Raw genomic sequence first — 26,999 nt, forward strand, 5'->3', positions numbered from 1 at the left:
GCGGGCTGATGTCGGATTGATCCCTGTTTGCCCGCCGGGTGGACGGTGCGGGTACCCGGCGGAAGCGCGGGCCGCCGGATCGGCGGCCTGTGGGTCCGCCGGGCCCCGAGTGGAGAGGGAAGGCCGACATGGACGAGCCGGAGCGCATGCTCGACGCACTGACCGGGATCCTCGGCGAGGAACACCTGGTCAGTTTCGGCGATCTGCCGGATCTTGTGGCGCGGTACGCCGGACAGGCCGGGCTGGACGACACCCGCCTGTACCTGGTGGACCTGCGCCAGCAGACCCTGCGGGAGGTGACCGGGCGGGGCCCGGACGGCGCGGAGGGCGGCGACACGTTCCCCGTGGAGGGCACGCTGCCGGGGCGCGTCTGGGCCAGCAACCAGGCGCAGCGCGGCACGGAGGGCGAACGCGAACGCTGGTGGGTGCCCGTGCTGGACGGCACCGAGCGCCTCGGCGTGCTGCGGGCCGACGTCCCGCCGGGCACCGGGTCCGAGCGGGTCGGCGTGATGGCGTCGCTGGTGGGCCTGCTGGTGGTCAGCAAGCGGCCGAGCAGCGACGCCGCCGCCCGCCTGGTGCGCACGGAGACCATGAACGTGGCCGCCGAGATGCAGTGGAACCTGATGCCGCCGCGCTCGTTCGCCAACCGGGACGTGGTGATCGCCGCCGCGATGGAGCCGGCGTACGAGATCGGCGGGGACGCGTTCGACTACGCCGTCGCCGGTGACGAGATCCACCTGGCCGTCTTCGACGCGATGGGGCACGACAGCCGGGCGGGGCTCGTCGCGAACCTGGCCGTCGCCGCCTTCCGCAACCAGCGCAGGCAGGGGGCCGGTCTGGTGGACACCGGGGAGCGCGTCGAACGGGTGCTGCTCGACCACTTCGGCCACACCACGTACATCACCGCCGTGCTCGCCCACCTCGACACGCGGTCCGGGATGTTCAGCTGGATCAACCGCGGCCACCACCTCCCGGTGCTGATCCGCGGCGCCCGCTGGACCACGTCCCTGCGCTGCCCGCCCGCCCACCCCCTCGGCACCGAACTCGGCATGCCCGCCAGGCTGTGCCAGGAGCAGCTGGAGCCGGGCGACCGCGTCCTGCTCTACACCGACGGCGTGATCGAGGCGCGGGACGCGCGCGGCCGCGAGTTCGGCCTGAACCAGTTCACCGACTTCGTCATCCGCCACCACGCCGACGGCCTGCCCGTGCCGGAGACGCTGCGCCGCCTCATGCGGGCCGTGCTGGACCACCACAGCGGCAGGCTGGACGACGACGCGACCGTGCTGTGCATGGAGTGGCACGGCCCGAGCCGCAACACGGAGATGCGCCCCACGGCCCCGACCACGGGCACGCACGACAGGTGAGACGGACGGCGCCGGTGATTCGGCGAAGGCCGAATCTCGTTGCCGGGCCTGCCGCGCCGCCCCGACCATCGACTGCGCGGGTTTCCACCCGCCACGAGGGAGAGGGCGAACGGATGCAGATCAGGAAACGGGTGGCGCTGGCTGCCGCGGCGCTGCTCATCGCGGCGGCCGCCCCGGCGGCGCAGGCCGCGGGCGAGTCGGCGAACGCGCCTGCCGCCGGGCCCTTCTGTTACGACTTGAGTATCTATTTCTGGGGCGAGGCGGGCACCGGGCCGGGTGACAACGCCCACTGGCCCGACAGAGGTAAATGGCGCGAAGTCTGGGGCGACTGCGACGACATCAACGTCTCTCTCGACAGCGGACGCTATGTCAGGGTGTGCACCCGCAACAAGTGCCACGGCTGGGTGTGGGCCCCCGCGCACACATGGACCGTGGTCTTCTACAACTCGCGCGAGGGTGCCGACTACTACTTGCAGTTCCAGGGGACAGCGGCTGTGAACGGGTATCTCGCCGACTGACATCCCCCCGCCGGCTGCCGTCGCTCCCGTCCTGAGCGACGGCAGACGCATCCTGGTCGGGCCCGGCGTCACTCGGCGTCGGCGCAGGGTGGGTCGTCCTGTGGGGGTTCGGGGGGCATGCGCCAGATCGGGCGGGGGAGGGGGCCTTCCAGGCCCGTGATGACGGTGATCTCCGGGTTCGGGTCGCGGACCGGCGCCGGTTCCGGGGGCCAGTAGCGGGATGGGTCAGGCACGGCCGCCGCCCCCGGGACGCGGCCCTGGCGGCTCCCCGTCTAAGTCACGCCGAACGGTGCCCGAGGTGGTCTTGCACGCCATGGCGACGTCCTTCCTGCCGGCCTTCCCCGCGTGCGGTCCGCGACGTCGCCCCAGGCGTCCCTCGCGGACCAAGGTCGTTCACAGACGGTAGGTAGAACGGCGGACCGCTGGCCATGACATTGCGAGAAGTTGCGCGCGGTCAGTCCCACATGTCGTGCGCGTCCTGCGTGTCGAGGGCGTCGAGCGCGGCCGTGATGAGGCGGCGCGCCCGGTCGCCGTGGACCGCGAGGTTCAGCAGCCGCGCGTGCGCCCGCACGTAGAGGTCCACCTCGCCCGGCGCCGTCACGGTCACCTGCGCCGCGAGCAGTTCGACGTGCACCCGGTGGTCGTCGAACATCGTGAACGCCTCCAGCGTCCACTGGTCGCGCGCCCGCGCCGCGAACGGCACGATCCCCACCGACACGGCGGGCAGCGCCATCACCGCCAGCAGGTGCCCGAGCTGGCCGGCCATCACCGCCGGGTCGCCTATCTGGTAGCGGAGAACCGATTCCTCGATCAGCATCACGAACCGCGCCCGCCCCTGCCTGACGACCGCCGAACGCGCCATCCGCGCCTCCACGGCCGCCGCCACGTCGTCCGGGGTGCCCCGGAAGTCCGTTATCGCGTGCAGCAGCGCCCCGGCGTACTCGGGCGTCTGGAGGAGGCCGGGCACGACGTGCGAGGAGTACGTGCGGAACAGGCGCGTCCGCTCGTACAGCGGCACGCGGGACTCCTGGAGGCGGCGCAGCCCGCCGCGCTGGAGGCGCCGCCACTCGATGTACATCGAGTCCGCGTCGCGCGAGGCGCTGACGAGGTCGCCGACCTCGTCCTCCGCGCCGCACGCGGCGCACCACGCGCGGATGTCGGCGTCCGACGGGGCGGCCTGGGCCCGTTCGAGGCGGGTGGTCTTGGCGGGGTGCCAGCCGCACCGGGCAGCCACCTCACGCCCGGTCAGCCCCGCGTCGAGGCGGAGTTCACGCAGGCGCTGGGCGACGGCCCGGCGCGCTGCCTGGGCGCTGGATGACGGCTCTGTCATGGGCGGCTGCTCGGCAACTGGTCAGATCCTGAACTCGGTGTGCGGTAATGCCCGTTCCCACACCGTTTCGAACGCGGTCGCGCACAGGGCGACAACAGCGGGGGAGTCCGTCACCTCGGGCCCCCCGCTCGCGCCGTCACCGGTGAAGTGGTTGAAACGGACGACAGTCCCATCGAACAGCCAGAAGTCGTTCCCTGGCAAGGCGATGGCGGAGGCGCGGCGGCGCGGAAGCCACCGGACGTCCTCACCCGCCTCGATGTTGAGCTGTGTGCCCGCGTGTTCGAAGCGTATGTACGCGGACACCGGCACGGAGACGATACGCGCCCGCCGGAAGACGACGCCCCGGCCGGTGGCCGCGCGCACCGTGTCGAGCCATTCCTTGCGCCGCCCGCCGGGGTCGAGGCGGCTGACGTCCTCGCCCGCGCGCCAGGCGGCGAACTCCTCCGCCTCCGCCGCTATGGCGTAGGCGTCCCGCATCTCCAGGTGGACCGCCGATCTTCGGCAGTCAGCCAACTGCTCTGTGAAGCTGGGCTGCATCGGCTGCATCGGCTGCCATCCTCAGAATCGACGCCATGCGGGCGGGGATGCGGACAACGGCCTCGCTGTCCGGGATCCTGCCCGTCTCCAGGCACTCGTTCTCGGTAGCCGCGTCGGCCTTCCAGCCCTGTACGACGATGTCGGCGGTCTCCTCGTCCACCCAGACCGTCGGGCATTCGTCCCCGTCCGTGCTGGGGTCGATGCCCATGAACCGTAGAGCCATCCTTCGATCTCCTGTCGAGTAGCTTGGGCGCTTTGGGGGACTTTCACCCTTCGCGGACTCTCACCCTGAGCGGACATGCTGTCAAGTACGCATCACCGAGGGTCACATCGCGCCCGCGCCTCCCCCGCCGGGCCGGGGTAGCCCAGGCGTGGGAAACCCGCGTGTCGCCGCGCGGCCGCGCCCGTCCCGGCGGGCCGGCCCCCACACGCTGAGAACCCCGCACACGCCGGGAGACCCGCATCCGACGGAGCCGACGGGACGGAGACAGCCATGGCCACCACCGGGGCCGACGTACGGGCGGGCGCGGAGCCCGTCAGCCTCCGGCTGCCGGGGATCGTGCTGGGGGTGGGGCTCGGCGGTTTCGTCGACGGCATCCTGCTGCACCAGCTGCTCCAGTGGCACCACATGCTCAGCAGCACGGACACCGACCACATCGGCGTGAAGTACTACGACCCGGACACCGTCTCCGGCCTGGAGATGAACACCGTGTGGGACGGCTTCTTCCACACGGTCTGCTGGCTCGCCGTGCTGCTCGGACTGGCGGTCCTGTACTCCCGCGTCACCCGGGAACGGCGGCGGGTGTGGACCTCGCGCGTGCTGTGGGGGTGGGTCCTGGTGGGGTGGGGGCTGTTCAACCTGGTCGAGGGCGTCCTGGACCACCACATCCTCGGCATCCACCACGTCTACGCCGGTGACGGCCAGGTCTGGTGGGACATCGGCTTCCTCGTCCTCGGCGCCCTGCTGGTCGCGGGCGGCTACCTGCTCCAGCGCGGCGGCCGGGCGCGGACCGCCTGATGGACCGCGACCCGCACCACCCCGCCCCGGGGCACGCGGCGTACGGCGACCTGCTCGCCCCCGTGCTGACCGCCCTGGTCCTGCTGCTGTGCCTCGCCTGCTTCCTCCGTCTCGCCCAGCGCGCCAGGCGCCGCAACCCCGCCCTCGGCTGGAGCGGCCGGCGCACGGCGAGCTTCACTGCGGGCGTCGCCCTGCTGGGCGCCGCACTGCTGCCGCCGCTCGCGCCGTTCGCCCACGCCGACTTCCGCGGCCACATGCTCCAGCACCTGCTGATCGGCATGTACGCACCGCTGGCCCTGGTGCTCGGCGCCCCCGTCACCCTGCTGCTGCGCACCCTGCCCGCCCCGCGCGCCAGGAAGCTGACGGCCGCGCTGCACAGCCGCCCCGCCCGGGGGCTCGCGCACCCGGCGACGGCCTGGCTGCTGTCCACCGGCACCCTTGTGCCGCTGTACTTCACGCCGCTGTACGACACCCTCGCGTCCCGGCCGCCGGGGCACTGGCTGCTGCACCTCCATTTCCTCGCCGCCGGATGCCTGTTCGCGTACGTCATCGCCGGGCCGGACCCCGCCCCGGCGCGGCCGGGTGTCCGTGCGCGCCTGGTCTGGCTCGGCTGCGCCATCGCGCTGCACGCCGTGGTGTCCCAGCTGATGTACGGCGGCTACTGGACGCGCGTCCACGCGCCCGTCGCCGAGGTGCGGGGCGGCGCCGAGCTCATGTACTACGGCGGCGACATCGCCGAACTGCTGCTGGCCGCCGCCCTCGTGGCCACCTGGCGCCCCGCGCGCCGTCCCCGGCCCGCCGGGCGCCCCTCGTTTTACAGTCTGTCCAAGACTGGATAAAGTGTCCGACGGCCGGTGGGCGACCCACGCCACCGGCGGGAGGAGTGTGTGCCATGGGAGTCCAGGAGCCGTCCGGCGCGCCGGACACGGGGGCGGTCCGCCTCCTCGACCAGCGGTCCGGGCGGACGTACCCGCTCGACGCGCTGCGGTGGCGGGGCGACGACGGCGCGCCGCTGACCGTTCCCCCGCTGCCCGCGCCCGCGCCGGAGCGCATCGACAGCGGCACGCGCTCCCTGTGGCGCTACCGCGCCGCCCTGCCGCTGCCCGCCGGGACGGCGCCGGTCAGCCTGGGGGAGGGCGTCACGCCGCTGGTGGCGCGGGAGTGGGCGGGGGTGCCCGTCCGGTTCAAGCTGGAGTGGTTCAACCCCACCGGCAGCTTCAAGGACCGGGGCGCCAGTGTGATGATCTCCGCGCTGGCCGCGCACGGCGTGACCGAGGTCGTGGAGGACAGCTCGGGCAACGGCGGCTCGGCCGTCGCCGCCTACTGCGCCGCCGCCGGGATAGCCGCCGAGATCCTGGTGCCCGAGGGCACCTCGGCGGCCAAGGTCCTCCAGACCAGGGCGTTCGGCGCGCGCATCACGGCCGTGCCCGGCGCCAGGGACGCCACGGCGGCCGAGGCCCTGCGCCGCTCGGAACGCGTCCCGTACGCCGGCCACAACTGGCACCCCTACTTCCTCCAGGGCACCAAGACCCTCGCGTACGAGCTGTGGGAGGACCTCGGCTTCACCGCCCCCGACGCCGTGGTCACCCCGGCCGGGGCGGGCAGCATCGTCCTCGGCCTCGACCTCGGCTTCTCCGAACTCCTCGCCGCCGGGCTGATCCCGCGCCTGCCCCGGCTGCTCGTCGCCCAGCCCGCCGCCTGCGCGCCGCTCGACGCGGCCGTACGGGGCGTGCCCGTCCCGCCGTTCGGGCCGACGATCGCCGAGGGCACGGCCATCCGCGAGCCCGTGCGGCTGCCGGAGGTGGTCGCCGCCGTCCGCCGCTCCGGCGGCGCCACCGCCGCGATCCCCGAGGCGGACATCGCCGCCGCCCTGCGCGGCCTGGCGGCGGCCGGGCTCTATGCCGAGCCGACGAGCGCCACCGCCGCCGCGGCCGTGCGCGTCTTCGCGGAACGCGGCGACCTCCGCGCCGGGGAGACGACGGCCGTCGTCCTGACCGGCTCGGGGCTCAAGGCGGCGGGCACGATGGCTGGGCTGTTCACCGAGGACGCCGCCGCGTGACGGGCACCGGCGGCGGCGCGGACACCGGCGCCGAGGACGCCCTGCTGCTGCGCGAGGCGGAGAAGATCGTCACGGCGCTCGGCCGCACGTTCCCCGGCCTGTGCGAGGTGGTCCTCCACGACCTGCGCGACCCCGAGCACGCCGTCCGCGCCATCGAGAACAACCTCTCGGGACGGGCCGTCGGCGACCCGGCCACCGAACTCGGCCTCGCCCGCATCGAGGACCCCGGCTATCCGGACGTCCTCCAGAACTACCCCAACCGCTTCCCGGACGGCCGCCCCGCCAAGAGCACCTCCATCGGCATCCGCAACAGCGCGGGCGTCTACATCGCCGCCATCTGCCTCAACCTGGACGTCTCGCTCTTCGCCACCGTCTCGCGGAGCCTGGCCCGCCTCGTCGCCACCGAGGACGCCGGGATGCCCGTCGAGGAGACGCTGAGCAGCCGCACCGCCGGTGAACTGCGCGCGCTGGTCGAGGAGTTCGCTGCGGCACGCGGGACCACGCCGCGCGGGCTCGACGCCGCGGCGCGGCAGGCGCTCGTCCGCTCCCTCAAGGAGCGCGGCCACCTCCAGGTCAAGCACGCCGTCCCGACCCTCACCGACCTCCTGGGCGTCTCCCGGGCGACCGTCTACAACTACCTGCGCTGAGAAGGGGATCCACCTCCCATGACGACCGACCACCCGGCGGGCCTCAACCGCCCCGGGGGCCACTACCGGCACACCGTCACCGTCCCGGCCGGTGCCAGGACCGTCCACATCTCCGGCCAGTTGCCCGTCACCCCGGACGGACAGCCGCTCGCCGACCGGCCGTTCGCCGAGCAGGTGGGCCGCGTGCTCGCCAACCTCGACGCCTGCCTCGCCGCGGCGGGCGCGAACCGCGAGCACCTCACCAAGGTCCGCGTCTACGTCACCGACATCGGCGACTGGCCCGCGTTCGACCGCGTCTACACCGACTGGCTCGGCCCCTGCCCGCCCCCGGCCCGCGCGGTCGTCGGCGTCGCCTCGCTGCACCACGGCGTACGCGTCGAGATCGAGGCGGAGGCGGCGATCCCCTGACCCCCGACCCCCGACCCGGGGGGGGCGTCAGCGCGCGGACGCGGCCGCCAGCAGCGCCTCGGCGGCCGCCGTCCGCGCGTACAGCACGCTGCGGCCCGCCCGGTGCGCGCTGACGAGCCCCGCGTCGCGCAGCGCCGTCAGGCACTGCGACACCCGGGCGGCGGACAGGCCCGTCCTGCGGGCGAGTCCGGTGGTGGACGCGGGGGAGTCGAGCCCGGTCAGCAGCGCCGTCCGCGTACGCCCCAGGACGCCCGCGAGGGCCGCCGCCCCGGTCACGGGCCGCGCCTCCCACAGCGTCCCCGTGCCCCGGGCGGGGTACGTGAGCTGCGGCGGCTCCGGCGGCGTCACGCGCGTGAACGGTCCAGGCCCCGTGAAGACCGACGGCACGAGCAGCAGCCCCGGGCCCGCCGTGCTCCGCGACAGCGCCGCGCGCCGGCTGGCCAGCCGCAGCACGCTGTTGTCCCACGTCACCGACGCGTGGAGGTCGCCCAGGAGGTGACCCGCGCCGTGCTCGGTCACCTGCCGGGCGCGGTGCAGCACGTCGGCGTCGAGCACCGCCCGGATGCGCGCCCAGTAGGGCGCGAGTGCCAGCTCCCAGTACGCCTCGATCTCGTCGGTGACGGACGGCAGGCAGGCGGCCGGGTCCGCGTGGAGGGCGCGCAGCCGGGGCCCCGGGCGCCCCTGTTCGCCGGCCATCCGGTCGAGTTCCGCCCGGACGCGGGCCGCCGGGGTGGCGCGGATACGGGCCAGCTCCCCGGCCAGCGCGGGGTGCGGCCCGTCGGGGGCGGGGTTCAGGAAGTCCGGCACGTACCCCGCCGCCGGGACCAGCCCGGCCAGCCACCCCCGGTCGAGCCCGGCGGCGGCCAGCCGGGGCCGTACCTGCTCGGTCCACGGCCGGTGCACGGGGTGCGCGCGGCGCGACGCGAGGAGCCGCAGGCTCGGCCCGACCTCCCACATCGGCGACACGGCGAAGCGCACGCGCGCCAGGTCGTCCGCCGAGAACGCCAGCTCGGCCCGCGCGGCCATCCCGTCACCCCCACCCCGTCGCCCCGATGGATTCACCCATACCTTAACGAGTGGGCCACGGGGCCGGGCGGGACGGATGATCCCCGCCATGACCCAGCACACCCTCACCGCCGACGCCGCCGGGACCTGGCGGCTCGGCGACCGCACCGTCAACCGCCTCGGGTTCGGCGCCATGCGCCTGCCGCAGACGGGGCCCGCGCTCGTGCCCGACGCGGTGCCCCGCGACCGTTCCCAGGCCGTCGCCGTCCTGCGCCGCGCACGTGACCTCGGCGTCAACCACATCGACACCGCCGCGTTCTACTTCTCCCCGCTGCGCTCCGCGAACGAGCTGATCAACACCGCCCTCGCCCCCTACCCCGACGACCTGGTGATCACCACCAAGGTCGGCCCCGCGCGCGGCCCGGCGGGCGACTGGACCGCCCACGCGGGCCCCGCCGAGCTGCGCGGCCAGGTCGAGGAGAACCTCCGCCAGCTCGGCCGCGACCACCTCGACGTCGTCAACCTGCGTGTCAACGGCACCGGTTCGGTCGCCGAACGCTTCGGCGCGCTCGCCGACCTGCGGCAGGCGGGGCTGATCCGGCACCTCGGCCTGTCGAACGTCCACCCCCACCAGCTCGCCGAGGCCCAGGCCGTCGCGCCCGTCGTCTGCGTGCAGAACCGGTACGGCATCGGCATACGGCCCGACCACGACGACTTCGTGCGCGCCTGCGGCGAACAGGGCATCGCGTACGTGCCGTTCTACTCGATCGCGGCCACCGGCGGGCAGTACGGGCGCGGCGGCGCGGAGGACCCGGCGCTGGCCGCCGTCGCGCGGGCGCACGGCGTCGGCACGGCGGAGCTGCGCCTCGCGTGGACGCTGCACCGCGGCCCGCACGTCCTCGCCATCCCCGGCACCGGCGACCTCGCCCACCTGGCGGCCAACGTCGCGGCGGCGTCGCTGCGGCTCAGCGCGGAGGAACTGGCCGCGCTGGAGGCCGTCCACCGGGCGGGGGAGTGACGGCGGCCCCCGCCAGCAGCCCGAGCGCGCCCGTCACCGCCTGCGCGAACGGCTCGGCCGAGCCCTCGGCGCGCGCGATGACGTAGCCGCCCTGCAGGACCGCGACGAGCGCGGCGGCCGTGGCCCGCACGTCAAGCGCCGGGTCCAGCTCACCGCGTGCCCGCCCCTCCTCCAGGACCTCGGCCAGCCGCCCGCGCAGCCAGCCGAGGGTCTCCTCGACGGGCGCGCGCAGCGACGCGTCCGCCATCACGTCCGGGTCCTGCGTCAGGCGCCCGATCGGGCAGCCGCGCAGGACGTCGCGCTCACGCCGCAGGTACGCCGTGACGCGCTCGACGGCCGTGCCGGGCGCGGCGAACTGCGCCTCGGCCGCCGCGCGCATCTCGGCCGCGGTGCGCTCGATCGCGGCGCGCGCGAGGTCGGGCTTGCCGGTGAAGTGGTGGTACATGCTGCCCTGCCCGGCCCCGGCGCGCTGCTGGATGGCCTTGGGGCTGGTGCCGGTGTAGCCGCGTTCCCACAGGAGTTCGCGGGTGCTCTCGACGAGACGGTCTGCGGTGCTCACCCGGCCATCGTACGTACGCGTCGGTACAGGCCGTGGTGCGCCCGTACGACGAGCAGCGCCAGGACGGCCGTCACGCCGCCCAGGACCATCACCGCCGACGGGGACCACCGGTCCACGGCCACCCCGCCCGCCAGGGCGGCGCAGGCCATGGTGCCCTGGAACGAGGCGGTGAACACGACCGACGACGCCTCCACCGCGTGCGGCGCCGCCCGCGCGAACCACGTCTGCGAGCACACCGGCACGGCCCCGTACGCCGCCCCCCACACCACCAGCAGCACCACCGCCCCCACCGGCCACCGCCCGACGAGCGGCAGCAGCAGCGCCGCCGCAGCGACCACCCCCGCCGCCGCGCCCATGGCCGCGTGCGGACGCCTCGCGGCGAGCGCACCGCCCGCGAACGGGCCCGCGATCCCCGCCGCGCCGTACAGGAACAGCGCCGCCGTGACCTGGCCGCCGCCCATCCCGGCGACCTCCTCGAGGAACGGCGCGACGTACGTGTACGCGCCGAAGTGCGCCAGCACGACCAGGAACGTCACGAGCAGCGCGTACCGCGTCCCGCTCGTCCGCAGCAACCCGGCGAGCACCCGCAGGTCCGTCGCCCGCTCAGGCGGCAGCGGCGGCAGCGCCGCGCACAGCGCCGCCAGCACCCCGGCGGACAGGCACCCCATGACGGCGAACGCGGTCCGCCACCCGGCCGCGTCCCCGATCAGCGTGCCGAGCGGCACGCCCAGCACGGACCCCAGCGGCACGGCCGCGAACACCACCGCCGTCGCCCGCCCGGCGGACGCGGCCGGTACGAGGCGGCGCGCCAGTCCCGCGCCGACCGACCAGAAGCCGCCGATGGTGACGCCCACCAGGACGCGCGCGACGAGGACCGTCCCGAAGCCGGGCGCCACCGCCGTGAGGAAGTCGGCCGCCGCCAGCAGCAGCGCGAACGCGCACAGCGGCACGCGGCGGTCGGTCCGGGCCGTCGCCACCGTGACCAGCGGCGCGGAGACGGCGGCGAGGAGGCCGGGCATCGTCATCATCAGGCCCGCCGTGCCGTCCGAGACGCCGAGGTCGGCGCCGATCGCCGTCAGCAGGCCGATGGGCAGGATCTCGGACGTGACGAGGGCGAAGATCCCCGCCGTCACGGCCCCGACCGCCGCCCAGCCGGCGAACGGGGAACGGGGCGGCGTCAGTTGTGCGGTGTGCATGGTGTCGTCCTGGGTCGGGGGGCATGTGCGCGCACCAGCTCACCAAGGCGCCGGGGGCGGGCGCTGGCGGAATCCGGACGGCAACGGCCCGGCGCGTGCGGCAGACTGCCGGGATGGTCCTCCTCGACGGCCGCCCTGCCGCGCCGGAAGAACTGGCGGCGCTCGGGCTCACCAACTACGGGCACTACACGAGCATGTACGTGACGGACGGCCGGGTGCGCGGGCTCGCGCTCCACCTGGAGCGGCTCGTACGGGACTGCCGCGCGGTCTTCGGCGCGGACCTCGACCCGGAGCGCGTACGGGAGTTCGCGGGCGCGGCGGTGCGCGGCGCGGGCGGCGGCGCGTACGTGCTGCGCGTCACCGTCTACGACCCGGCGCTGGACCTCGGCAGCACGCACCGGCGGGCGGAGCCGCACCTCCTGGTGACCACCAGGCCCGCCGGGGACGGCGCGGCGGGCCCGCTGCGGGTGCGGACGGCGCGGTTCCAGCGGGACGTGCCCGAGGTGAAGCACACCGGTCTTTTCGGGCAGCTGCACGAGCGGCGGGCGGCGCGCCTCGCGGGCTGGGACGACGCGCTGTTCGTGGACGGCGCGGGGAACGTCTCGGAGGGCACGACGTGGAACGCCGGGTTCTTCGACGGGCGCGGCGTCGTCTGGCCGCGCGCCGGGGTCCTGCCCGGCGTGACGATGACGCTGCTCCAGCGCGCGTACCCGCACACCGTCAGGCCGGTCCCGGCGGCGGAACTGGCCGGGATGGAGGCGGCGTTCGCGACGAACAGCTCGTTCGGCGTGCGGCCGGTCGGCGGCGTGGACGGCCGGGACTTCCCGGCGGACCACCCGGTCCTCGATGCGCTGCGCGCCGCGTACCTGGCGATCCCGGCCGACCCGCTCGCCTGACTCACATCCGGGCCCTCAGCACGTCCACCTCGCAGCCGGGCGCGAACGGGTCGAAGCCGTGCGCGGCCAGCCAGCGGACGTTCAGCAGGCTCCGCAGCGACCACCACCCGCGGACCGCGTCGGGGTCCACCCCCGGCCCGTAGCCCGCGGCGACGTCGTCCAGGCGCGCCTCGTGGCCGAGCGTGAGGGTGGCCAGGTCGAACTGGGCGTCCCCCGGGCCCGCTTCGGACCAGTCGATGATGCCGGTGACGGCGTCGTCCTCGGTGAAGACGTGGGTGAGCTGGAGGTCGCCGTGGGTGAACACCGGGGTCCGCGGGCGGAACACGGCCTCGGCGACCTGGCGGTTGCGGGCGACCAGGCCGTCGGGCAGCACGCCGTCCGACACCAACGCCGCGCACTCCGCGTCCAGTCGGGCGGCCAGCGCGCCGGTATCCCGGCCGCCCCACCCACCCCGCCCCTGCCACGGCGGCAACGGCGCCTCGTGCAGCCTCCGTACGGCCGCGCCCGCCGCCGCCCACGCCGCCGGGGACGCGGGCGACGGCTCGCCGAGGCGGCCGAGCGCCGTCCCGGTGACCGCCGCGATCGCGAGGACGGGCGGCCTGCGCCACAGGACCTCGGGCGTCGGGACGGGCGCCAGGGCCATCGCCTCGACCTCGGTGGCGGTGCGCGCCTGGTCGGCGTCCACCTTCAGGAACACGTCGCCGACGCGCAGGGTGGCGCGCTCCGAGTGGGCGACGACGACTTCGACCTCATCCATGGGCGGCCAGTATTCCCGCGACGGCCGCCCCCGTCGCCGGAATATCGCCCGGACCGTCAGCCGTCAGCCGCCCGCCCGCTCCAGCGCGCGGACGATGCGAACCAGGTCGTCCGGCGCGGCGGCGAGGCGTACGGGCCGCCCGGCGTCGTCGAGTTCGGCGACGTGCCAGCCACTCGGCACGGGGTCCCCGCCCCGGGCGCGCCGCACCGCCGTCACCGTCAGCCGCTCGACGGGTATCCGCTTCGCCGCGAACATGCCGGGCCCGTGGTGCGGCGTCACGGCGGGGCCGCCGACGCCCAGGAAGACATGGGTGCCGAAGTGGTGCGGGTTGTAGTCGGTGTGCTCAAGGAAGCGGGCGGCCAGGAAGACCGGCCCGCCCTCCGGCGCGTCAGCCGCGACCGCCCCCGGCGTCCTGACGCGCGACGCGCGCCAGGCCCAGGCGGACAGCGCCGCCGTCACCGCCACGCCCCCCGCCGCCCAGGCGGCCGTCCCCGGCGAGCCGAACGCGTCGAGCGGGTGCAGGTAGCCGAGCGGCAGCAGCCACACCGCCGTGCCGCCGAGCGCGATCCACAGCGGGTACGGCGACGGGATCAAGTCGTCGGCCGGCAGGCCGCGCGCCCTGCGCCGCTGCACCACCACGCCGCCGGGCAGGCCCGCCCCCAGGGCGAGCACGATCGCGACGGCCGCGACGTCCCCGCCGCCCGGCGTGTGGTCGCGCCACACGTACCCCTCCCGGGCGATCTCCTTCACCTGGCCGCGCCAGACGGTCAGTTCGACGCGCTGACCGGCCGAGAAATGCCCGGCGGCCTCGTGCGACACGGTGACGCGCCCCCACGTGTCCCCGAGGTGCAGCGCGCCGCCGCTGCGCGACGAGCCCTCGTCCACCTCCTCGACCACGGCGTCCTCCACCGACACGCAGTCGCCGAACTCCCCGGCGGCGCACGGGACGGCCGCCCGCCACGCCTCCCGCCCCGCCTCGGCGTCCGGCACGAACCACGCCGCCGTCACGGCCGCCGCCAGCAGCAGCGCGCACGTACCCGCCGCCAGGGCCGAGCCGCGCCCGGCCGTGGCGTAGGAGACGACCGGCACGTGGTCCGCCGCCTCCGGCGCGCCGTGGCGGCGGTGGAGCGCCCGGAGCGCGTCCACCGTGGCCAGGAAGCCGGCGCGGTCCCTGCCGCCGCCGTCGTGCGGCAGCGGCAGGCGCACGCGGCGCCCGCCGCGCAGCAGGACGACGGTGCTGCGGTACGTCTCGCCGTGCCGTCCTTCGTGCACGTAGACGCCGATGTCGGCGACATCGCGCCACAGGACGCGGCGGCGGCGCAGCGGTGTGCGGACGCTCAGGCCCTCCGCGTCCGCGTCGACGCGCGCCACGGCGACGTACGCGCACATGAAGGCGGCCAGCAGGGCGACCGCACTCGTGAACGCCCACGCGAGGCCGAAGTCGCTGCCGACGCCACTGCGCACCGCGCCCACCGCCGCCAGGACGGCCACGGCGGCGCCGACCGCCGCCCAGGCCCACAGGGCACGGGAACGCCGGGAGCGACAGATCACCTGCCGGGTCATGTCCATGAAGCCCATCCTCTTCCGTGCGGCCCTGCCGGTTCATGTGGTGTTTCCGGCAAGGAAAACGCGCGGATCGCTGCCGGTCGGACGGCACCGCGCGTCACTCCGTCGGCGTGCCGATCCTGAGCCGGTTGCCGTCGGGATCGGTCAGCTCGAACTCCCGCGCCCAGGGCGCCTCCTCCACCCGCGCCCCGAACTCGGCGGCCACGGCGTCGACATCCCGCACACGGAGGTGGACCAGCGTGCCGGGACGGGCGTCGCCCTCGTGCTCCGACAGGAACAACCGGACCTCGCCCCTGGCGACTTCGGCGAACGCCGGGAACCCCGGCCCGAAGCGGTGCCGCCACTGCTCGGCGAACCCCAGCCGCCCGTACCACGCGACCGCCACCGAGGCGTCCGCGACACGGAGGACCGGAATGACCTGCTCATCCATCCCCGCATCCTCCCAGGCGGACCGCGTAGCCCTCGGACGGCCCTCGGAACGTGACGGTGGCCGGGAGCGGCGGGAAGCCGAAGTGCCCGGCCGCCCAGCCCGTGAGGGCGAGGGCCGCCGCCTCCGGCTGGTAGTCGGTGAGGGGGTAGGCGATCCGCTCGACCGTCACCGTCACGGCGCGCCCCCCGACCGCTTCCCGGATGTGGGGCGCGGCGTACCGCAGGCCGTGCGCGAGCTGCTCCCTGTCCTCGGCCGTGGCGTCGGGGTCGCGGACGTCGAGGCGTACGCCGGGCGCGACCGCCTCGCCCGCGGCCCCGCCGTCCGCCGCCGCCGCTTCGGAACTGGTGGCGGTCAGATCGACGCGCAGGCCCCAGGGACCCGAGATGTGCCGGAACCGGTAGGGGGTGGTCATGCGGGGCCTCCGTGCGTTCCCTCGGACCGGACGTCGAATCTGTCGCGGACCTTCTCCGGCCGGAGGAATCCGCTCCCGTGCCGCCAGGATCAAGGACGGGGGACGGGGACGTCCACGGGGTGGGCGTGGCGGGCCGCCAGGGCGGAGATGTCCGGTGTGCCGAACTCGGCCCGCAGCGACGCGAACCCCGCCACCTTCCCCTCCCCGAAGCGCCGCACCCGCGACGCGTACTCGTCGGCCGTCAGGAACGAGGGCGGGTCCGACTTCGTGTGGAACTTGTCGGCGTACATCACCAGCCGCTCCTCCGCCGTCTCCGCCAGGAAGTCGCGCGGCGGCAGCGGCAGGGCCCGGCCGACGACCTCCTCACGCGTGATCCCGACCCCCGTGTGGTGCGACGCGATCCGGCACAGCTCCTCCGGATACCCCTCGGCGCGCAGCAGCTCCTCGCCCAGCAGCCCGTGGCGGACATACCGGGCGTGGTCGAGCGTCCCGTCGGGGGCGTAGAGGCGGTACACGCCGATGTCGTGCAGCAGACAGCCGGCGCGCACCAGGGCCGTGTCCACCGGGGCCGCGCGCCGCTCCAGGAGGTCGTCGGCGACGGCGAGGACGAGCACGCAGTGCCCGTGGACCAGCGCGAACGCCTCCCGCGACGGCGCGTGCCGCTCGTGCAGCGCGCGGATCTCGTCGGCGTCGGGAACGATCATGCGCGCACCCTAGCGGAGGCCGGTCCGCGTCCTCCATGGTTGATACGCCCGGCCGTCCCGTGGGACGCTGGGCAGCTGATGTAGCTCAGTCCGGGCCGCGACGGCCCCGGTACGCGGCCACGGTGTCAGGGTGGCCGCCCGCCGGGACGGGAGCGCCGGACCGTGCGCGGTGCCGAACCGCGTGCTGTAACTGCGGGCCGCGGGTCCGCGTTTCTGGGCCGCCCCTCATGGAAGGGGGAAAGCGGCATGCACGACTTCACGTTCACCATGACGGCGACCGACGACAGCGTCGTCCTGGCGCCTCGCGGCGAACTCGACTTCGACACCCTGCCCGACATCGAGGAAGCCCTCACCCGGCTCCCGGACTCCACGGGACCGGTCGTACTGGACATGGCCGGAGTCCCGTTCATGGACCTCGCCGGGCTGCGCCTGGCGTGCAGGCTGGAGACCGGGGACCTGCTCCGCGGCCGGGTCGTCCTCGCCCGGGGCTGGCGGCCCCAGCCGGAGAAGCTGCTGCGGCTGGCCGAACTCCCGGTGACACCCGGGCGGATCGCCCTCTGACGGCGCGCGGACGGGAAACGGGGGACCGTCCGCCCGCGCGGCGCGGGAGAATCCGTGCCGTGGAAGAGGAACTGGACGAGGAACTGGCCGCCGTCCTGCGGGACATCGACGCGCAGTGCGCCGTACGGCCTGTGGTCCGCCGCGAGGCTTCCTGGCTGACGCTGTACGCGCCGGACGGCAGCGGCGCCGGGCTGAACGAGCCGTGCGGCACGCGGCCCGGCGAACGGCTCGCCGACCTGGCGGACCAGGTGCAGGAGTGGGCCGTCGAGGCCCTGTGGGGCGCCGGGCTCCCGGCCGTCTGGCCGGTCTGCCCGGCGCACCCGGACACCCACCCGCTCGCCGCCGCCGTGCGGGACGGCGAGGCCGTCTGGTCGTGCCCCCGGACGGGCGCGGCCGTGGCCCGCGTCGGGGAACTGCCCGGCGCGGCGGAGGGGGAGGGGCCCGCGGGGGTCAGACGCCGCGGGCGGCGCTCGCGCTGTTCCGGTCGCCGGTGACGCGGGCGGCGAGGCCCTTCACCAGGGACCCGGCCGCCGCGATCCCGGCGGCGCCGACCGTTTCCCAGAAACTGGCCGAGAACATGTCGGCGGGCCCGGCCGCGACGGCCACGCCGCCCGCGGCGACGACGAAGGTCGCGAGGACGCGTTCGACGAGGTCGGTCGCGTAGGTCTTCGCCGTGCGGACGATGTCGGAGGGTGCGGGGAGATCGGACTTCATGGCTGGCTCCACTCTGCTGGAAGCGCTTTCCCTCAGGGTTTCCCGCTCTGTAGTCGCTCAGTGACGAACGGTCGCGCAGTGCGGCTTACGAGGGACGTCTCGCACGGATGACTGAACGGGCGCGGGCCCGCCGTCGCCGCCCGCCCCGCGCGTTCCTAGAGTGGCCCCGATGCTGACCGTCCCGGCGCTCGCGCCGTCGCTGCCGTCGCCCCTGACGCCGCTGTCCGACCCGGCGCTGTCCCGGGCGGGCGTCGAGCTGCGCCTCAAGCGTGACGACCTGATCAGCGACCGCGTGCCGGGCAACAAGTGGCGCAAGCTGATGCCCAACCTGCGGGCCGCCGCCGAGGCCGGGCACAGCCGCGTTCTCACGTTCGGCGGCGCGTACTCGCACCACATCGCCGCCGTCGCCGCGGCCGTGGGGCCCGCCTCCGTCGGCGTCATACGGGGCGACGAGCTGGCCGCCCGCCCGCGCAACCCGTCGCTCGCGGCGGCCGAGGCGCACGGGATGCGGCTCGCGTTCGTCTCCCGCGCCGACTACCGGCGCCTGCGGGACGGGCTGGACGACCCCGCCGTGCGGGACGAGCTGCGGCGCGCCCACGGCCGCTGCTGGGTCGTCCCCGAGGGCGGCTCCAACGCCCTGGCGGCGCGGGGCGCGGCGGAGACGGCGGCGGAGCTGACCGGCCTCGGGCCGCGGGACGTCGTGTGCTGCGCCGTGGGCACGGGCGGCACGCTCGCCGGGATAGCGGCCGGGCTGCCGCCCGGCGCCCGCGCGCTGGGCGTGGCGGCCCTGCGCGGCGCCGGATACCTGGAGGGCGAGGTGGCGCGCCTCCAGACGGCGGCCTGGGGCCGTACGTCGGGGAACTGGGCGATCGACCACGGCCACCACGGCGGGGGTTACGGGCGGGTGCCGCCCGAGCTGGAACGATTCGCCGCCGCCTTCGAGGCGCGGCACGGGCTGCGCGTGGAGCGGCGGTACGTCGCCAAGGCCCTGTTCGCGGTGCACCGGCTGGCGGGCGGGCCGCTGCTGCCGCCCGGCACGCGGGTCACGGTCGTCGTCACGGGCCCGCCGGACTGACCGGCCGGCGGGCGCCGGCCAGCCAGCGCCAGCGCGGGAGTTCCAGCACGGCCGTCGCGGCGGCCAGCGCGCTCACCGCCACCGCCACCGCGGGCGGCCACGCGGCCCAGGCCGCGACGACGGCGGCCGCCAGGTGCAGCACCACCAGCGCGACGGTCACCGGCCCCGGCGCCGGGACGAGCACGTTCGGCTTGTCGCCCGGCGTCGCGAAGACGGTGGGCAGGGCGACGAGGACCACGACCGCCGCGGCGGCCAGGACGGGGGACCGTCCGGCGAGGGCCCAGGCCGTCGCCGTCCAGGCGGTCAGCTCGGTCAGGAAGCGCAGGACGGACGGTATCCGCCCCGCCGGGGTGAGGTTGGGCGAGACGGGAGCGCGTACGTTCACGCGCGCAGGCTCTCACGCGGCGCGGACGCCCCGGCGGTGGGCGCGTGGCCGTCCACCGCGCGCCCGGTAGCCGGGGGCGCCCTGACATGCGCTTTCAACACACATTAGTCTGCGGCCAGTTGACTTGTGCGGCCCGCAGGGGGCCGAAGTGACGGACGGAGACGCCTGTGAGCGACGACACCACCGGGGAGTACTTCAACGACTCGCCCATCGACCTGCGGACCGACCAGCCGCACTCCGCCCGCATGTACGACTACCTGCTCGGCGGGAAGGACCACTACTCGGTGGACGGCGAGGCCGCCGAGAAGGCCCTCGGCGCCTTCCCGATGCTGCGCACGGCCGCGCGCGAGAACCGCAAGTTCCTCGGCCGCGCCGTGCGGCACCTGGTGCGCGAGACGGGCATCCGGCAGTTCCTCGACCTCGGCTCCGGGCTGCCCACGGCGGAGAACGTCCACCAGGTCGCGCAGGCCGTCGAGCCCGAGTCCCGCGTCGTGTACGTGGACAACGACCCGATCGTCCTCGTCTACGGCGGCGCGATGCTCGCCATGGACGAGCGCACCGCCGTCATCCAGGGCGACATCCGCGACCCGCACGCCATCCTGGACAACCCGGTGACGACCTCGCTGATCGACTTCTCGCAGCCGGTCGCCGTCCTCGCCGTCGCGGTACTGCACTTCGTCGCCGACGAGGAGGACCCGGCCGGGATCGTGCGGACGCTGCGCGAGGCGGTCGTGCCGGGCAGCCACTTCATCCTGTCGCACGCCACCGCCGACATCGCGCCGGAGGAGGCGATGGGCGTGCAGCGCTCGTACCGCGCGCAGGGCGTGCCGCTGACGTTGCGGACGAAGGAGCGGTTCACCACGTTCTTCGACGGGCTCGACCTCGTGGAGCCGGGCGTGCAGGTCGTCTCCGACTGGCGCAGCACCGTGCCCGAGGCGGAGCGGCCCGACCCGGCGAACGTGTCCTGGTACGGCGGTATCGGCCGCGTTGCGTAGCGCGGGCGGGGATCAGGCGAGGGGCGCCGGGGGAGAGGACTCCGGCGCCTGGACGGCCGGGACGGGGCGCAGCAGCCGCAGCGCGACGATCCCCGCCACCACCAGCGCCAGCACGGAGAGGCCGGTGCTGATCCAGCTGGCGCCGAGCAACTGTCCGCCGAGGTAGCCGATCCCCACGCTGTAGACGGTCCAGACGACGGCCGCCAGCGCCGACCACGGCAGGAAGTCCCGCTTGCGGCGGCCCGACACCCCGGCGCCGAGGCTCACCACGGCACGCCCCGCGGGCGCGAAGCGCGCCAGCACGACGAGGAAGCCGCCGCCGCGCTTGAGCGCGGACTCCAGGCGCTGCTGCGCGGTGGACAGGCGCCGCGAACGGGAGATGGCGCCGTCGAAGCGCCGCCCGCCGTGCAGCGCGGCGACGTACGCGAGCAGGTCACCCGCGATGGAAGCGGTCGTGGCGCACACGCCCAGCAGGAACAGTTGCGGGAGATGGGTGTTCGCGCCGGGTCCGGGAAGTCCCGCGACGTCCGCCGCGGTACCGGCGGCGACGGTGGCGGCGGCCACCACCAGGGCGCCACTGGGCAGGACGGGGACGAACACGTCCAGCAGGATGGACAGCGCCACGACGACGTAGATCCAGGGTGCGTAGAGCAGTATCCCCAAGGTGTCCTGCACAGCGTTCCCCGTCTTTCCGCTTCCGCCCCTGTCTCCCGGCTTTCGCCGGGGTGGGCCGCGTGTCCCTGTAGGACGCGCGATCGAACGTGATGGTTCCGCCGTAAAGCGTACGCCCGCGTCCCCCACCCGGTGCACATGGGTGCGTGTGGCGGGGATCTCATGGCGGGGCTGGGCAGTGTGGTGGCGGACGACAGTCCGACGAGCACGAGGAGCAGCGGTGAAGGCACTGGTCACGAGCGGTGTGGTGGCGACGGCGGCGATGCTCGCCCTGGGCGGGGCCGCGGCGCCCGCCGGGGCGGCGGGGGGCGGCGGCGCCGGGGAGGCGGAGCACTGGCTGCGCGCCAAGGGGGAGTTCGGGCCGGTCGGCGGCGGGGGCGAGGTCCCGGCGGCGGTGACGTACGACGAGGCGCTCGTCCCGGCGGGGTCGCACATCCGTGTCGGGCAGCGGATCACCGGCGACCGGATGGTGATCGACCTGTTCGTGGGCGGCGTGGTGCCCGGCAGGACGTACGGCGCCCACGTCCACACCGAGCCGTGCGGGGCCGACCCGGCGTCGTCGGGGCCCCACTACCAGAACGTGCCGGGGGCCGCCACCGAGGAGAACGAGGTGTGGCTCGACTTCACGGCGGGCGGGGAGGGCTCCGGCAGCGCGGTGGCGCCGAAGAACTGGGTCTTCCGCGAGGGCGGCGCGGCCTCGGTCGTGCTGCACGAGCACGCGACCGGCCACGGCGGCGCGGCGGGCGACCGCCTGGCGTGCTTCACCGTCCCCTTCGCGGGCGCGGAGTAGGCCGCCACCCCGTGGTCCGCGCCCCCGCGCGGACCACGGGCCCGGCGGGCGGCGCCGGTGCGGGATTCGAACCCGCAACCCGTCGCCACCGGCTCCGGGCCGGGTCGGGCCCGCACCGTGTGCCGTCCGTGCCGGATCCCGGGCCGGGCCGGTCGTCGACCGGCAGTTCCCCGCGCTCGCGGCCGTGGCGTCCAGGAGGCCGGGGCCCCGTCCCGGGACAGCCTGGATCCCGCGTGGGGCGGACAGAGGCCCGTCCTGCCCCGGCGAGGACGCGGGGCCGGACGGGGCGGGCTCAGTCCCGGGCGTCCGCCTTCGCGGCCGGCTCGGGCTCGCCCTCCGCAGCCTCCGCCGCCTCCGCCTTCCTCGACGCCGCCAGGCTGGTGAGCGTCGTGACGACCAGCACACCGCAGATGACGCCCAGCGAGACCGGGATGGATATCTCCGGGACGTGCAGGTCCGTCGTCTCGTGGAGGCCGTGCAGGACCAGCTTCACGCCGATGAAGCCGAGGATGACCGACAGGCCGTACGACAGGTGGACCAGCTTCTTCAGCAGCCCGGCGATGAGGAAGTACAGCTGCCGCAGGCCCATCAGCGCGAAGGCGTTCGCCGTGAAGACGATGTACGGGTCCTGGGTCAGGCCGAAGATTGCCGGGATCGAGTCCACCGCGAAGAGGACGTCCGTGAGGCCGATCGCCAGCATGACGATCAGCATCGGCGTCGCCAGCCGCCTGCCGTTCTCGCGGATGAACAGCCTGGTGCCGTGCCAGGTGTCGGTGGAGGGCAGCCGTCGCTGGACGGCCTTCATCATGCGGCCCTCCTCCCAGTCCTCGTCGTCCTCGTCGGCCCGCGCCTCCTGGATGAGCTTCCAGGCGGTCCAGATGAGGAAGGCGCCGAAGAGGAAGAAGACCCAGGCGAAGGCGCTGATCGCGGCGGCGCCGACGGCGATGAAGCCGGCGCGCAGCACGAGCGCGATCAGCACGCCGATCATCAGCACGCGCTGCTGGTAGATCGTCGGGACCGCGAACTTCGCCATGATCAGCACGAAGACGAAGAGGTTGTCGACGCTGAGGGACTTCTCGGTGACATAGCCCGCGAAGAACTCCCCGGAGGCCTGCCCGTTCCCCCAGAGCGCCAGACCCGTGCCGAAGAGCACGGCGAGGACGACCCAGACGACCGTCCAGGTGCCCGCCTCCTTGAGCGAGACTTCATGCGGCTTGCGCCCGCCTATGAAGAAGTCGGCCGCGATGAGCGCGCACAGCCCGACGACCGTGAGCGTCCATACGGTGAGGGAGACGTCCAACCCGGATTCCTCTCTGTGATTCTGTGAGGTGCGACAGCAACGGTATGAGGATGACCAAAGGCAGGTAAAGGCGCGGTAAAAGCGGCTCGCGTCGGCGGTGCGGCGGGTGGAGAACCGCAGGTCACGGCCCGGGAAACGGCCCCAGGGCAGGCGTGGCCGCGCGTGTCAGCGGGGCGCGCCCGTGGTCAGCCAGGCGCAGAGGTCGCCGGTCAGCAGGGTGCCGTCCTCCGCGATGCCGGGGCCGAGCGCGCCCAGGCCGAGCAGGTACACCGACGAACGGTCGCGGCCGTGGTACCGCATCAGCAGCCCGGCGCCGCCGCTGTCGTCGCCCACCAGGGTCCAGCCGGGGGCGTACGCGGCGACCTCGTACGTCGCGTTGCGCTCGGCGATGTCGTGCGGCCCGTAGACCGTCACGCCGTCCGGCAGCGCCAGCCCCGGCGTCGTGCGCCACAGGCGGGCCACCGCCGGGTTCGGGCCGTCGCGCAGTCCGGCCGCCAGGGCGGCGCGCACCGCGACGAAGCCCGCGAACGACTCCGCGTACGGGTACAGGCCGCCGTCGAACGGGTCCCGCCGCAGCACGGCGCGCTCACCCCCGGGCGAAGCGCCGCCGAAGAGGAACGCGTCCCCGCCGTCCGGCTCGGCCGCGAAGCGCAGCAGCCCGCCCTCCTCCCGCCGCCACGGGACGGTGACGGACTCGGCCGTGTCCGCGTGCGGCGGCGGCGCGACGACCGCCACCTCCGCGCCCAGGACCGTCCCCCGGCCCGAGCCGTACGTCCGCAGCCACCAGCGGTACGAGCGCGGCAGCGCGCCCACCACGGCCTCGGCAGCGCGTACGTCCTCCTCCGGCGCCCCGCGCGCGGGGCGTCCGGCGGGCGTGAGCGCGTCGAGCAGTTCGCGGAGCCGGCCGAGGTCCGGGATCACGCGCGGCCCCGCACGAGGCGCCGCGCCACGGCGTGGGACCCCGCCACCGCCCCCGCCGCCAGCGCGAGGCCCGCCACCGCGTCCCGCGCCCGTACGGGCGGCGCCCCCGCCGCCCGCAGCCGCGCCCGCGCCCACAGCGACCAGGGCACCACCAGCGCGGCCGACGTCGCCGCCCCAGGCGTCCACGCACGCACCGCCGCCGCCTGCGCGAGGTGCACCACCCCGTGCAGGCCGAAGCCGTCGACCGCCGCCCGGTACACCGCCGAACGGCCGCCCGTCCGCCGCCCCTCCCGGGCCACCGCGGCGACCAGCAGGCCCATCAGCCCCACGGCGGCCGCGAACTCCCGCTCGTCGACGGACGACAGCGCCCGCCAGACCCGTTCCGGCACCCAGGGGAGATCGTCGCGCAGCGCGGGCAGCCGCTCGGCCGTCCACCGCCCCACGCGGGCCAGCTCCTCCGCGTCGTGCAGCGCCCAGACGGCCAGGAGGCCCCAGCCGGGCGGGCGTGTCACGACTCGTCGACGACGAGCAGGACGCCGCCGTCCGCGGCGGGTTCGACGCGGACCCGTTCCAGCGTGGCCGCGCAGGCGGTGGGCCGGTGCTCCACCGCGCGGGGCCCGATGCCCAGCACGCGCATCCCCGCCGCACGGCCCGCCGCGATGCCCGCGCCCGAGTCCTCCAGGACGACGCAGTCGGCCGCGTCCACGCCCAGTTCGGCGGCGCCCTTGAGGAAGCCCTCCGGGTCCGGCTTGCTCGCGCTGACCGACTCGGCGGTGATCCGCACGGGCGGCAGCGGCAGTCCGGCGGCGTTCATGCGCGCGGTGGCCAGGGGCAGGTCGGCCGAGGTGACGAGGGCCTGCGGTACGCCCGCGGCGCGGACCGCCGCGAGGAACGCCGCCGCGCCCGGCACGGGCACGACGCCGTCGAGGTCCGCCGTCTCGCGGGCGAGGAGGGCGCGGCTGTCGGCGAGGTTCAGCTCCATGGGGCGGTCGGGCAGGAGCGCGGCCATGGTCGCCCACGCCTGCCGCCCGTGGACGACGGGGAGCAGGTCGGCCGGGTCCACGCCGTGCTCGGCGGCCCAGGCGGTCCACACGCGGTGCACGACGGCGTCGGAGTCCACCAGGGTGCCGTCCATGTCCAGCAGGAGCGCGCGGGCGTGCAGGCGGGCGGTGCGCATGGCGGGCCGGCTCCAGACGGGGGCGGGGTACGGGGGTGGGGGAGGAGAGCCAGTGGCCCCGCCCGTATCTGGTCGGGGAAGCGGGCGGAACCACTTTGTTTTTGTACGGTACAAAACGCGGGGCCGGTTTGGCCAGCCCCCGGGACCGTCTTCCGGGAGCGTTCACCGCGCGTTCAGGCCCGGCGGGGCGTCAGTCCCCCTGGCGGACGACCCGTTCGACGGCCTCTCGCAGCGGGGCGTGGTCGATCTCGTCGCGCTCCGCCCTCTCCCGGTCGCCGTGCTCGATGTACTCGGGGTGCTCCTCGGCGATGCGGCGGATGTTGGCCTCGGCCCGCTCCCGCAGGTGGGGGAGGACGTTCTCGTCGGTGGCGGCGTCCACCAGGGCCGCGGCGCCCTCGCTGCGGTACCACTGCTGCCGGAAGAACCGTTCGGCGTTCTCCTCGTCGGCCAGGTATCCGGCGGCGCCGTCCTTGTTGCGCGCCGCCACGGTGAGGAGCGTGTCGGACCCGGGGGAGTGCCGGCCCATGGCCGGCTCGTACTCCGTGAGGACGTTGTTCTGGTTGACCGCCGCTTTCGCGAGGATCTGCGAAGTGCGGTCGCCCGGCGGGACGGTGGCCTCGTCGAGCAGCAGGGCTATCCGCTCCATGACCGGGAACCGCTCCGCCGTCCGCGAGTTGACACCGATGCCCCACCGGGCGGCGTCCAGGCTCTGCATGTACCGCTGCACCCACTGGTCCGGATCGCTGTCGTCCCGGCGGCCTCCGGAGGGCAGCTCGCCGAGACCGCTCAGCCGCGGGTCCATGAGCACCATGAACGCGTCCGCCAGCAGCTTCACCGGCTTCTCGCGTTCGGTCTGCTCCTCGTCCCCGGCGTCCCCGGCCTCCTTGGCGTCCTTGGCGTCCTTGGCGGCCTCGGCGAAGGCGAGCATGGTCTCCTGCCCGAGGCCCGAGACGAACCAGTGGAGGTAGTCCACATCCTGCGGGGTGAGGCGCTCGCCCCCCTGCACTTTCGCCATGAGCCCGGCGACACCGTGCAGGTACGTCATCATCAGCTCCGTGTCGTCGCTCTCGGCGCGGAGTGCTTCAGCGGCGGCGAAACGCGCCATGTCGGGGGTGTTCCAGAGGCCGAGCGGGCCGTCCATGACCGGGAAGCCCAGCGAGACCAGCTCCGCGCCGTAGTCGATGAGAGTCGCGCGGTAGTTCCCCTCGACCTCCGCCATCCTGCCGAGGGTGCTGAGCGCCTCGTGCTTCGCCTGCGTGAGCCATACCTTGAGGACGAAGTCGGTGTACGCCTGGGGCGGTTCCGTGGCGCTCGCCGGCACCACCCACGAACGGTGCCGGTAACTGATCCTGCGGACCGCGCCGTTCGGGCTCGCGCCCGCCCCCTGGTCGAGGAAGTCCGCGTCACTGGCGCTGTACGTCTCGCCGCTCTCCGTCCACTTCCACCAGTCGGCCTGCGCGGTGGCGGAGAACTCCGCGATCGTCACGTCGAGGGAGTCGCACGCCTTCTTCAGCTTGTGCTCGGTGTCCTTGGCCGCTGTGAGGGAGTGCTGGATCAGGCGTGCCACGGTCGCCAGCTCCTCGCCGTCGCCCTGGGTGCCCCGCGACGTCTCCTCGCCCCGCTGCTCCCCGTCCACGAGCGGCGCGCCGTCGGCCAGGCCCGCCTCGACCGCCAGCCTGTCGGCACGCCCGGCGAGATCGCCCGCCGACCTGGCCTCCTCGGCGGCCCACCGGTAGACCGTGGTCAGCATCTCCAGGTGCTCGTAGTCGACTTCACGGCGGAAGCGGCTGTGGACCAGCCACGGGGACGCCCGTGCGTCCGGGTCGAGATCCGGGTCCGGCCGGCGGTACTGCTCCCTGATCGCCGTCTCCAGATCCTCACGGAGTGCCTGCTCCACCTTCTCCTGTGTGATCTCGACATCGAACACGCCCATGGTCCAGCCCTTCGCGCCCGGGAACGGAAGACCCGCCGCAGCGCTGTCGGGC

The 26,999-nt window shown here is 75.0% G+C and carries 34 protein-coding genes; 14 read left to right on the forward strand and 20 right to left on the reverse strand.

Going from position 1 to position 26,999, the window contains the following annotated elements; genetic code table 11:
* The first annotated feature begins 128 nt into the window (after positions 1–128).
* Together ACIBPC_RS04080 and ACIBPC_RS04085 are read left to right on the forward strand one after the other, a co-directional pair.
* Positions 129–1,364, forward strand: coding sequence for a PP2C family protein-serine/threonine phosphatase (locus tag ACIBPC_RS04080; protein WP_398841106.1), 1,236 nt, complete (start codon positions 129–131; stop codon positions 1,362–1,364).
* Positions 1,365–1,477: 113 nt separating this feature from the next.
* Positions 1,478–1,882: a hypothetical protein gene (locus ACIBPC_RS04085; protein WP_398841107.1), complete on the forward strand. Its 405-nt coding sequence runs from the start codon at positions 1,478–1,480 to the stop codon at positions 1,880–1,882.
* A 68-nt stretch (positions 1,883–1,950) separates the two neighbouring features.
* Here ACIBPC_RS04085 and ACIBPC_RS04090 read toward each other — a convergent pair whose 3' ends face one another.
* The 4 genes from ACIBPC_RS04090 to ACIBPC_RS04105 form a co-directional block, all read right to left on the reverse strand.
* Positions 1,951–2,115 carry a hypothetical protein gene (locus tag ACIBPC_RS04090; RefSeq protein WP_362962536.1) on the reverse strand — a complete coding sequence of 55 codons (165 nt, stop codon included), beginning with the start codon at positions 2,113–2,115 and terminating at the stop codon, positions 1,951–1,953.
* Positions 2,116–2,336: 221 nt separating this feature from the next.
* Positions 2,337–3,212 (reverse strand): helix-turn-helix transcriptional regulator, encoded by an 876-nt coding sequence (locus tag ACIBPC_RS04095; protein ID WP_362962538.1) that lies wholly within the window; start codon positions 3,210–3,212, stop codon positions 2,337–2,339.
* 21 nt (positions 3,213–3,233) lie between these two features.
* A complete protein-coding gene (locus ACIBPC_RS04100; RefSeq protein WP_362962540.1) occupies positions 3,234–3,758 on the reverse strand; it encodes a DUF6879 family protein in 525 nt (174 codons plus the stop codon).
* Positions 3,718–3,972 (reverse strand): hypothetical protein, encoded by a 255-nt coding sequence (locus ACIBPC_RS04105; protein ID WP_398841109.1) that lies wholly within the window; start codon positions 3,970–3,972, stop codon positions 3,718–3,720. Before ACIBPC_RS04105 ends, ACIBPC_RS04100 begins: the two co-directional genes overlap by 41 nt.
* A gap of 270 nt (positions 3,973–4,242) precedes the next feature.
* Between ACIBPC_RS04105 and ACIBPC_RS04110 the strand changes: the two genes are divergently transcribed.
* From ACIBPC_RS04110 to ACIBPC_RS04130, 5 genes are read left to right on the forward strand one after another with little or no spacing between them, the layout of a single operon-like run.
* The gene (locus tag ACIBPC_RS04110) at positions 4,243–4,767 is read left to right on the forward strand and encodes a DUF2243 domain-containing protein (RefSeq protein ID WP_398841110.1); all 525 of its coding nucleotides are present in this window, start codon (positions 4,243–4,245) and stop codon (positions 4,765–4,767) included.
* The gene (locus tag ACIBPC_RS04115; RefSeq protein ID WP_398841111.1) at positions 4,767–5,606 is read left to right on the forward strand and encodes a cytochrome c oxidase assembly protein; all 840 of its coding nucleotides are present in this window, start codon (positions 4,767–4,769) and stop codon (positions 5,604–5,606) included. Before ACIBPC_RS04110 ends, ACIBPC_RS04115 begins: the two co-directional genes overlap by 1 nt.
* Before the next feature lie 53 nt (positions 5,607–5,659).
* Positions 5,660–6,826: a pyridoxal-phosphate dependent enzyme gene (locus ACIBPC_RS04120; protein ID WP_398841112.1), complete on the forward strand. Its 1,167-nt coding sequence runs from the start codon at positions 5,660–5,662 to the stop codon at positions 6,824–6,826.
* Complete coding sequence (locus tag ACIBPC_RS04125; RefSeq protein WP_398841114.1) at positions 6,823–7,473, forward strand: transcriptional regulator; 651 nt, start codon at positions 6,823–6,825, stop codon at positions 7,471–7,473. The genes ACIBPC_RS04120 and ACIBPC_RS04125 overlap by 4 nt, the downstream gene beginning before the upstream one ends.
* A gap of 18 nt (positions 7,474–7,491) precedes the next feature.
* Positions 7,492–7,881: a RidA family protein gene (locus tag ACIBPC_RS04130; protein ID WP_398841115.1), complete on the forward strand. Its 390-nt coding sequence runs from the start codon at positions 7,492–7,494 to the stop codon at positions 7,879–7,881.
* 27 nt (positions 7,882–7,908) lie between these two features.
* Here the strand turns inward: ACIBPC_RS04130 and ACIBPC_RS04135 are convergent, their stop codons facing one another.
* A complete protein-coding gene (locus ACIBPC_RS04135) occupies positions 7,909–8,907 on the reverse strand; it encodes a DUF5937 family protein (protein WP_398841117.1) in 999 nt (332 codons plus the stop codon).
* Between the two features lie 88 nt (positions 8,908–8,995).
* Here ACIBPC_RS04135 and ACIBPC_RS04140 point away from each other — a divergent pair, with 88 nt between their 5' ends.
* A complete protein-coding gene (locus ACIBPC_RS04140; RefSeq protein WP_362962556.1) occupies positions 8,996–9,904 on the forward strand; it encodes an oxidoreductase in 909 nt (302 codons plus the stop codon).
* Here the strand turns inward: ACIBPC_RS04140 and ACIBPC_RS04145 are convergent.
* Together ACIBPC_RS04145 and ACIBPC_RS04150 are read right to left on the reverse strand one after the other, a co-directional pair.
* Positions 9,852–10,463 carry a TetR/AcrR family transcriptional regulator gene (locus ACIBPC_RS04145; RefSeq protein WP_398841118.1) on the reverse strand — a complete coding sequence of 204 codons (612 nt, stop codon included), beginning with the start codon at positions 10,461–10,463 and terminating at the stop codon, positions 9,852–9,854. The two genes, ACIBPC_RS04140 and ACIBPC_RS04145, sit on opposite strands and share 53 nt — an antisense overlap.
* A complete protein-coding gene (locus ACIBPC_RS04150; protein WP_398841120.1) occupies positions 10,460–11,659 on the reverse strand; it encodes an MFS transporter in 1,200 nt (399 codons plus the stop codon). Before ACIBPC_RS04150 ends, ACIBPC_RS04145 begins: the two co-directional genes overlap by 4 nt.
* 113 nt (positions 11,660–11,772) lie before the next feature.
* Here ACIBPC_RS04150 and ACIBPC_RS04155 point away from each other — a divergent pair, with 113 nt between their 5' ends.
* Positions 11,773–12,555 (forward strand): aminotransferase class IV family protein, encoded by a 783-nt coding sequence (locus ACIBPC_RS04155; RefSeq protein ID WP_398841122.1) that lies wholly within the window; start codon positions 11,773–11,775, stop codon positions 12,553–12,555.
* Between the two features lies 1 nt (position 12,556).
* Here the strand turns inward: ACIBPC_RS04155 and ACIBPC_RS04160 are convergent, their stop codons facing one another.
* The 5 genes from ACIBPC_RS04160 to ACIBPC_RS04180 all read right to left on the reverse strand — a co-directional run bounded on the left by ACIBPC_RS04160 (position 12,557) and on the right by ACIBPC_RS04180 (position 16,424).
* Complete coding sequence (locus ACIBPC_RS04160; protein ID WP_398841124.1) at positions 12,557–13,312, reverse strand: phosphotransferase; 756 nt, start codon at positions 13,310–13,312, stop codon at positions 12,557–12,559.
* Positions 13,313–13,375: 63 nt separating this feature from the next.
* A complete protein-coding gene (locus ACIBPC_RS04165) occupies positions 13,376–14,881 on the reverse strand; it encodes a PH domain-containing protein (protein ID WP_398841125.1) in 1,506 nt (501 codons plus the stop codon).
* Between the two features lie 94 nt (positions 14,882–14,975).
* Positions 14,976–15,308, reverse strand: coding sequence for a glyoxalase superfamily protein (locus ACIBPC_RS04170; RefSeq protein ID WP_398841127.1), 333 nt, complete (start codon positions 15,306–15,308; stop codon positions 14,976–14,978).
* Positions 15,301–15,720 (reverse strand): hypothetical protein, encoded by a 420-nt coding sequence (locus ACIBPC_RS04175; protein WP_398841129.1) that lies wholly within the window; start codon positions 15,718–15,720, stop codon positions 15,301–15,303. Before ACIBPC_RS04175 ends, ACIBPC_RS04170 begins: the two co-directional genes overlap by 8 nt.
* Positions 15,721–15,809: 89 nt before the next feature.
* Complete coding sequence (locus tag ACIBPC_RS04180) at positions 15,810–16,424, reverse strand: HD domain-containing protein (protein WP_398841130.1); 615 nt, start codon at positions 16,422–16,424, stop codon at positions 15,810–15,812.
* A gap of 246 nt (positions 16,425–16,670) precedes the next feature.
* Between ACIBPC_RS04180 and ACIBPC_RS04185 the strand changes: the two genes are divergently transcribed.
* Together ACIBPC_RS04185 and ACIBPC_RS04190 are read left to right on the forward strand one after the other, a co-directional pair.
* Positions 16,671–16,985, forward strand: a complete 315-nt coding sequence (locus tag ACIBPC_RS04185) for an STAS domain-containing protein (protein WP_362962575.1) — start codon at positions 16,671–16,673, stop codon at positions 16,983–16,985.
* A gap of 59 nt (positions 16,986–17,044) precedes the next feature.
* Positions 17,045–17,479, forward strand: coding sequence for a hypothetical protein (locus ACIBPC_RS04190; protein ID WP_398841131.1), 435 nt, complete (start codon positions 17,045–17,047; stop codon positions 17,477–17,479).
* On the opposite strand, the gene ACIBPC_RS04195 is transcribed toward ACIBPC_RS04190, so the two are convergent.
* Positions 17,436–17,699 carry a hypothetical protein gene (locus ACIBPC_RS04195; RefSeq protein WP_362962579.1) on the reverse strand — a complete coding sequence of 88 codons (264 nt, stop codon included), beginning with the start codon at positions 17,697–17,699 and terminating at the stop codon, positions 17,436–17,438. The two genes, ACIBPC_RS04190 and ACIBPC_RS04195, sit on opposite strands and share 44 nt — an antisense overlap.
* Before the next feature lie 169 nt (positions 17,700–17,868).
* On the opposite strand from ACIBPC_RS04195, the gene ACIBPC_RS04200 reads away from it, so the two are divergent.
* Positions 17,869–18,774, forward strand: a complete 906-nt coding sequence (locus tag ACIBPC_RS04200) for a pyridoxal-phosphate dependent enzyme (protein ID WP_362962581.1) — start codon at positions 17,869–17,871, stop codon at positions 18,772–18,774.
* On the opposite strand, the gene ACIBPC_RS04205 is transcribed toward ACIBPC_RS04200, so the two are convergent.
* Positions 18,755–19,159 (reverse strand): hypothetical protein, encoded by a 405-nt coding sequence (locus ACIBPC_RS04205; protein ID WP_362962583.1) that lies wholly within the window; start codon positions 19,157–19,159, stop codon positions 18,755–18,757. The two genes, ACIBPC_RS04200 and ACIBPC_RS04205, sit on opposite strands and share 20 nt — an antisense overlap.
* A gap of 167 nt (positions 19,160–19,326) precedes the next feature.
* On the opposite strand from ACIBPC_RS04205, the gene ACIBPC_RS04210 reads away from it, so the two are divergent.
* Positions 19,327–20,154 (forward strand): SAM-dependent methyltransferase, encoded by an 828-nt coding sequence (locus ACIBPC_RS04210; RefSeq protein WP_398841134.1) that lies wholly within the window; start codon positions 19,327–19,329, stop codon positions 20,152–20,154.
* A gap of 12 nt (positions 20,155–20,166) precedes the next feature.
* On the opposite strand, the gene ACIBPC_RS04215 is transcribed toward ACIBPC_RS04210, so the two are convergent.
* Positions 20,167–20,829: a VTT domain-containing protein gene (locus ACIBPC_RS04215; RefSeq protein ID WP_362962587.1), complete on the reverse strand. Its 663-nt coding sequence runs from the start codon at positions 20,827–20,829 to the stop codon at positions 20,167–20,169.
* Positions 20,830–21,046: 217 nt separating this feature from the next.
* On the opposite strand from ACIBPC_RS04215, the gene ACIBPC_RS04220 reads away from it, so the two are divergent.
* On the forward strand, positions 21,047–21,616 hold the full coding sequence (locus ACIBPC_RS04220) for a superoxide dismutase family protein (protein WP_398841136.1): 570 nt from the start codon (positions 21,047–21,049) through the stop codon (positions 21,614–21,616).
* A 292-nt stretch (positions 21,617–21,908) separates the two neighbouring features.
* On the opposite strand, the gene ACIBPC_RS04225 is transcribed toward ACIBPC_RS04220, so the two are convergent.
* From ACIBPC_RS04225 to ACIBPC_RS04245, 5 genes are all read right to left on the reverse strand, one after another.
* Positions 21,909–22,916, reverse strand: coding sequence for a TerC family protein (locus tag ACIBPC_RS04225; RefSeq protein WP_398841139.1), 1,008 nt, complete (start codon positions 22,914–22,916; stop codon positions 21,909–21,911).
* A gap of 165 nt (positions 22,917–23,081) precedes the next feature.
* Complete coding sequence (locus ACIBPC_RS04230) at positions 23,082–23,837, reverse strand: SMI1/KNR4 family protein (RefSeq protein WP_398841141.1); 756 nt, start codon at positions 23,835–23,837, stop codon at positions 23,082–23,084.
* Positions 23,834–24,349 (reverse strand): HXXEE domain-containing protein, encoded by a 516-nt coding sequence (locus ACIBPC_RS04235; RefSeq protein ID WP_398841143.1) that lies wholly within the window; start codon positions 24,347–24,349, stop codon positions 23,834–23,836. Before ACIBPC_RS04235 ends, ACIBPC_RS04230 begins: the two co-directional genes overlap by 4 nt.
* Complete coding sequence (locus ACIBPC_RS04240; protein ID WP_398841145.1) at positions 24,346–25,014, reverse strand: HAD-IA family hydrolase; 669 nt, start codon at positions 25,012–25,014, stop codon at positions 24,346–24,348. Before ACIBPC_RS04240 ends, ACIBPC_RS04235 begins: the two co-directional genes overlap by 4 nt.
* Positions 25,015–25,204: 190 nt before the next feature.
* Complete coding sequence (locus ACIBPC_RS04245; protein ID WP_398841147.1) at positions 25,205–26,947, reverse strand: hypothetical protein; 1,743 nt, start codon at positions 26,945–26,947, stop codon at positions 25,205–25,207.
* Positions 26,948–26,999: the final 52 nt, after the last annotated feature.

This window comes from Streptomyces sp. NPDC049879 (assembly GCF_044461265.1).
In the GTDB taxonomy this organism is placed as follows: Bacteria; Actinomycetota; Actinomycetes; order Streptomycetales; family Streptomycetaceae; genus Streptomyces.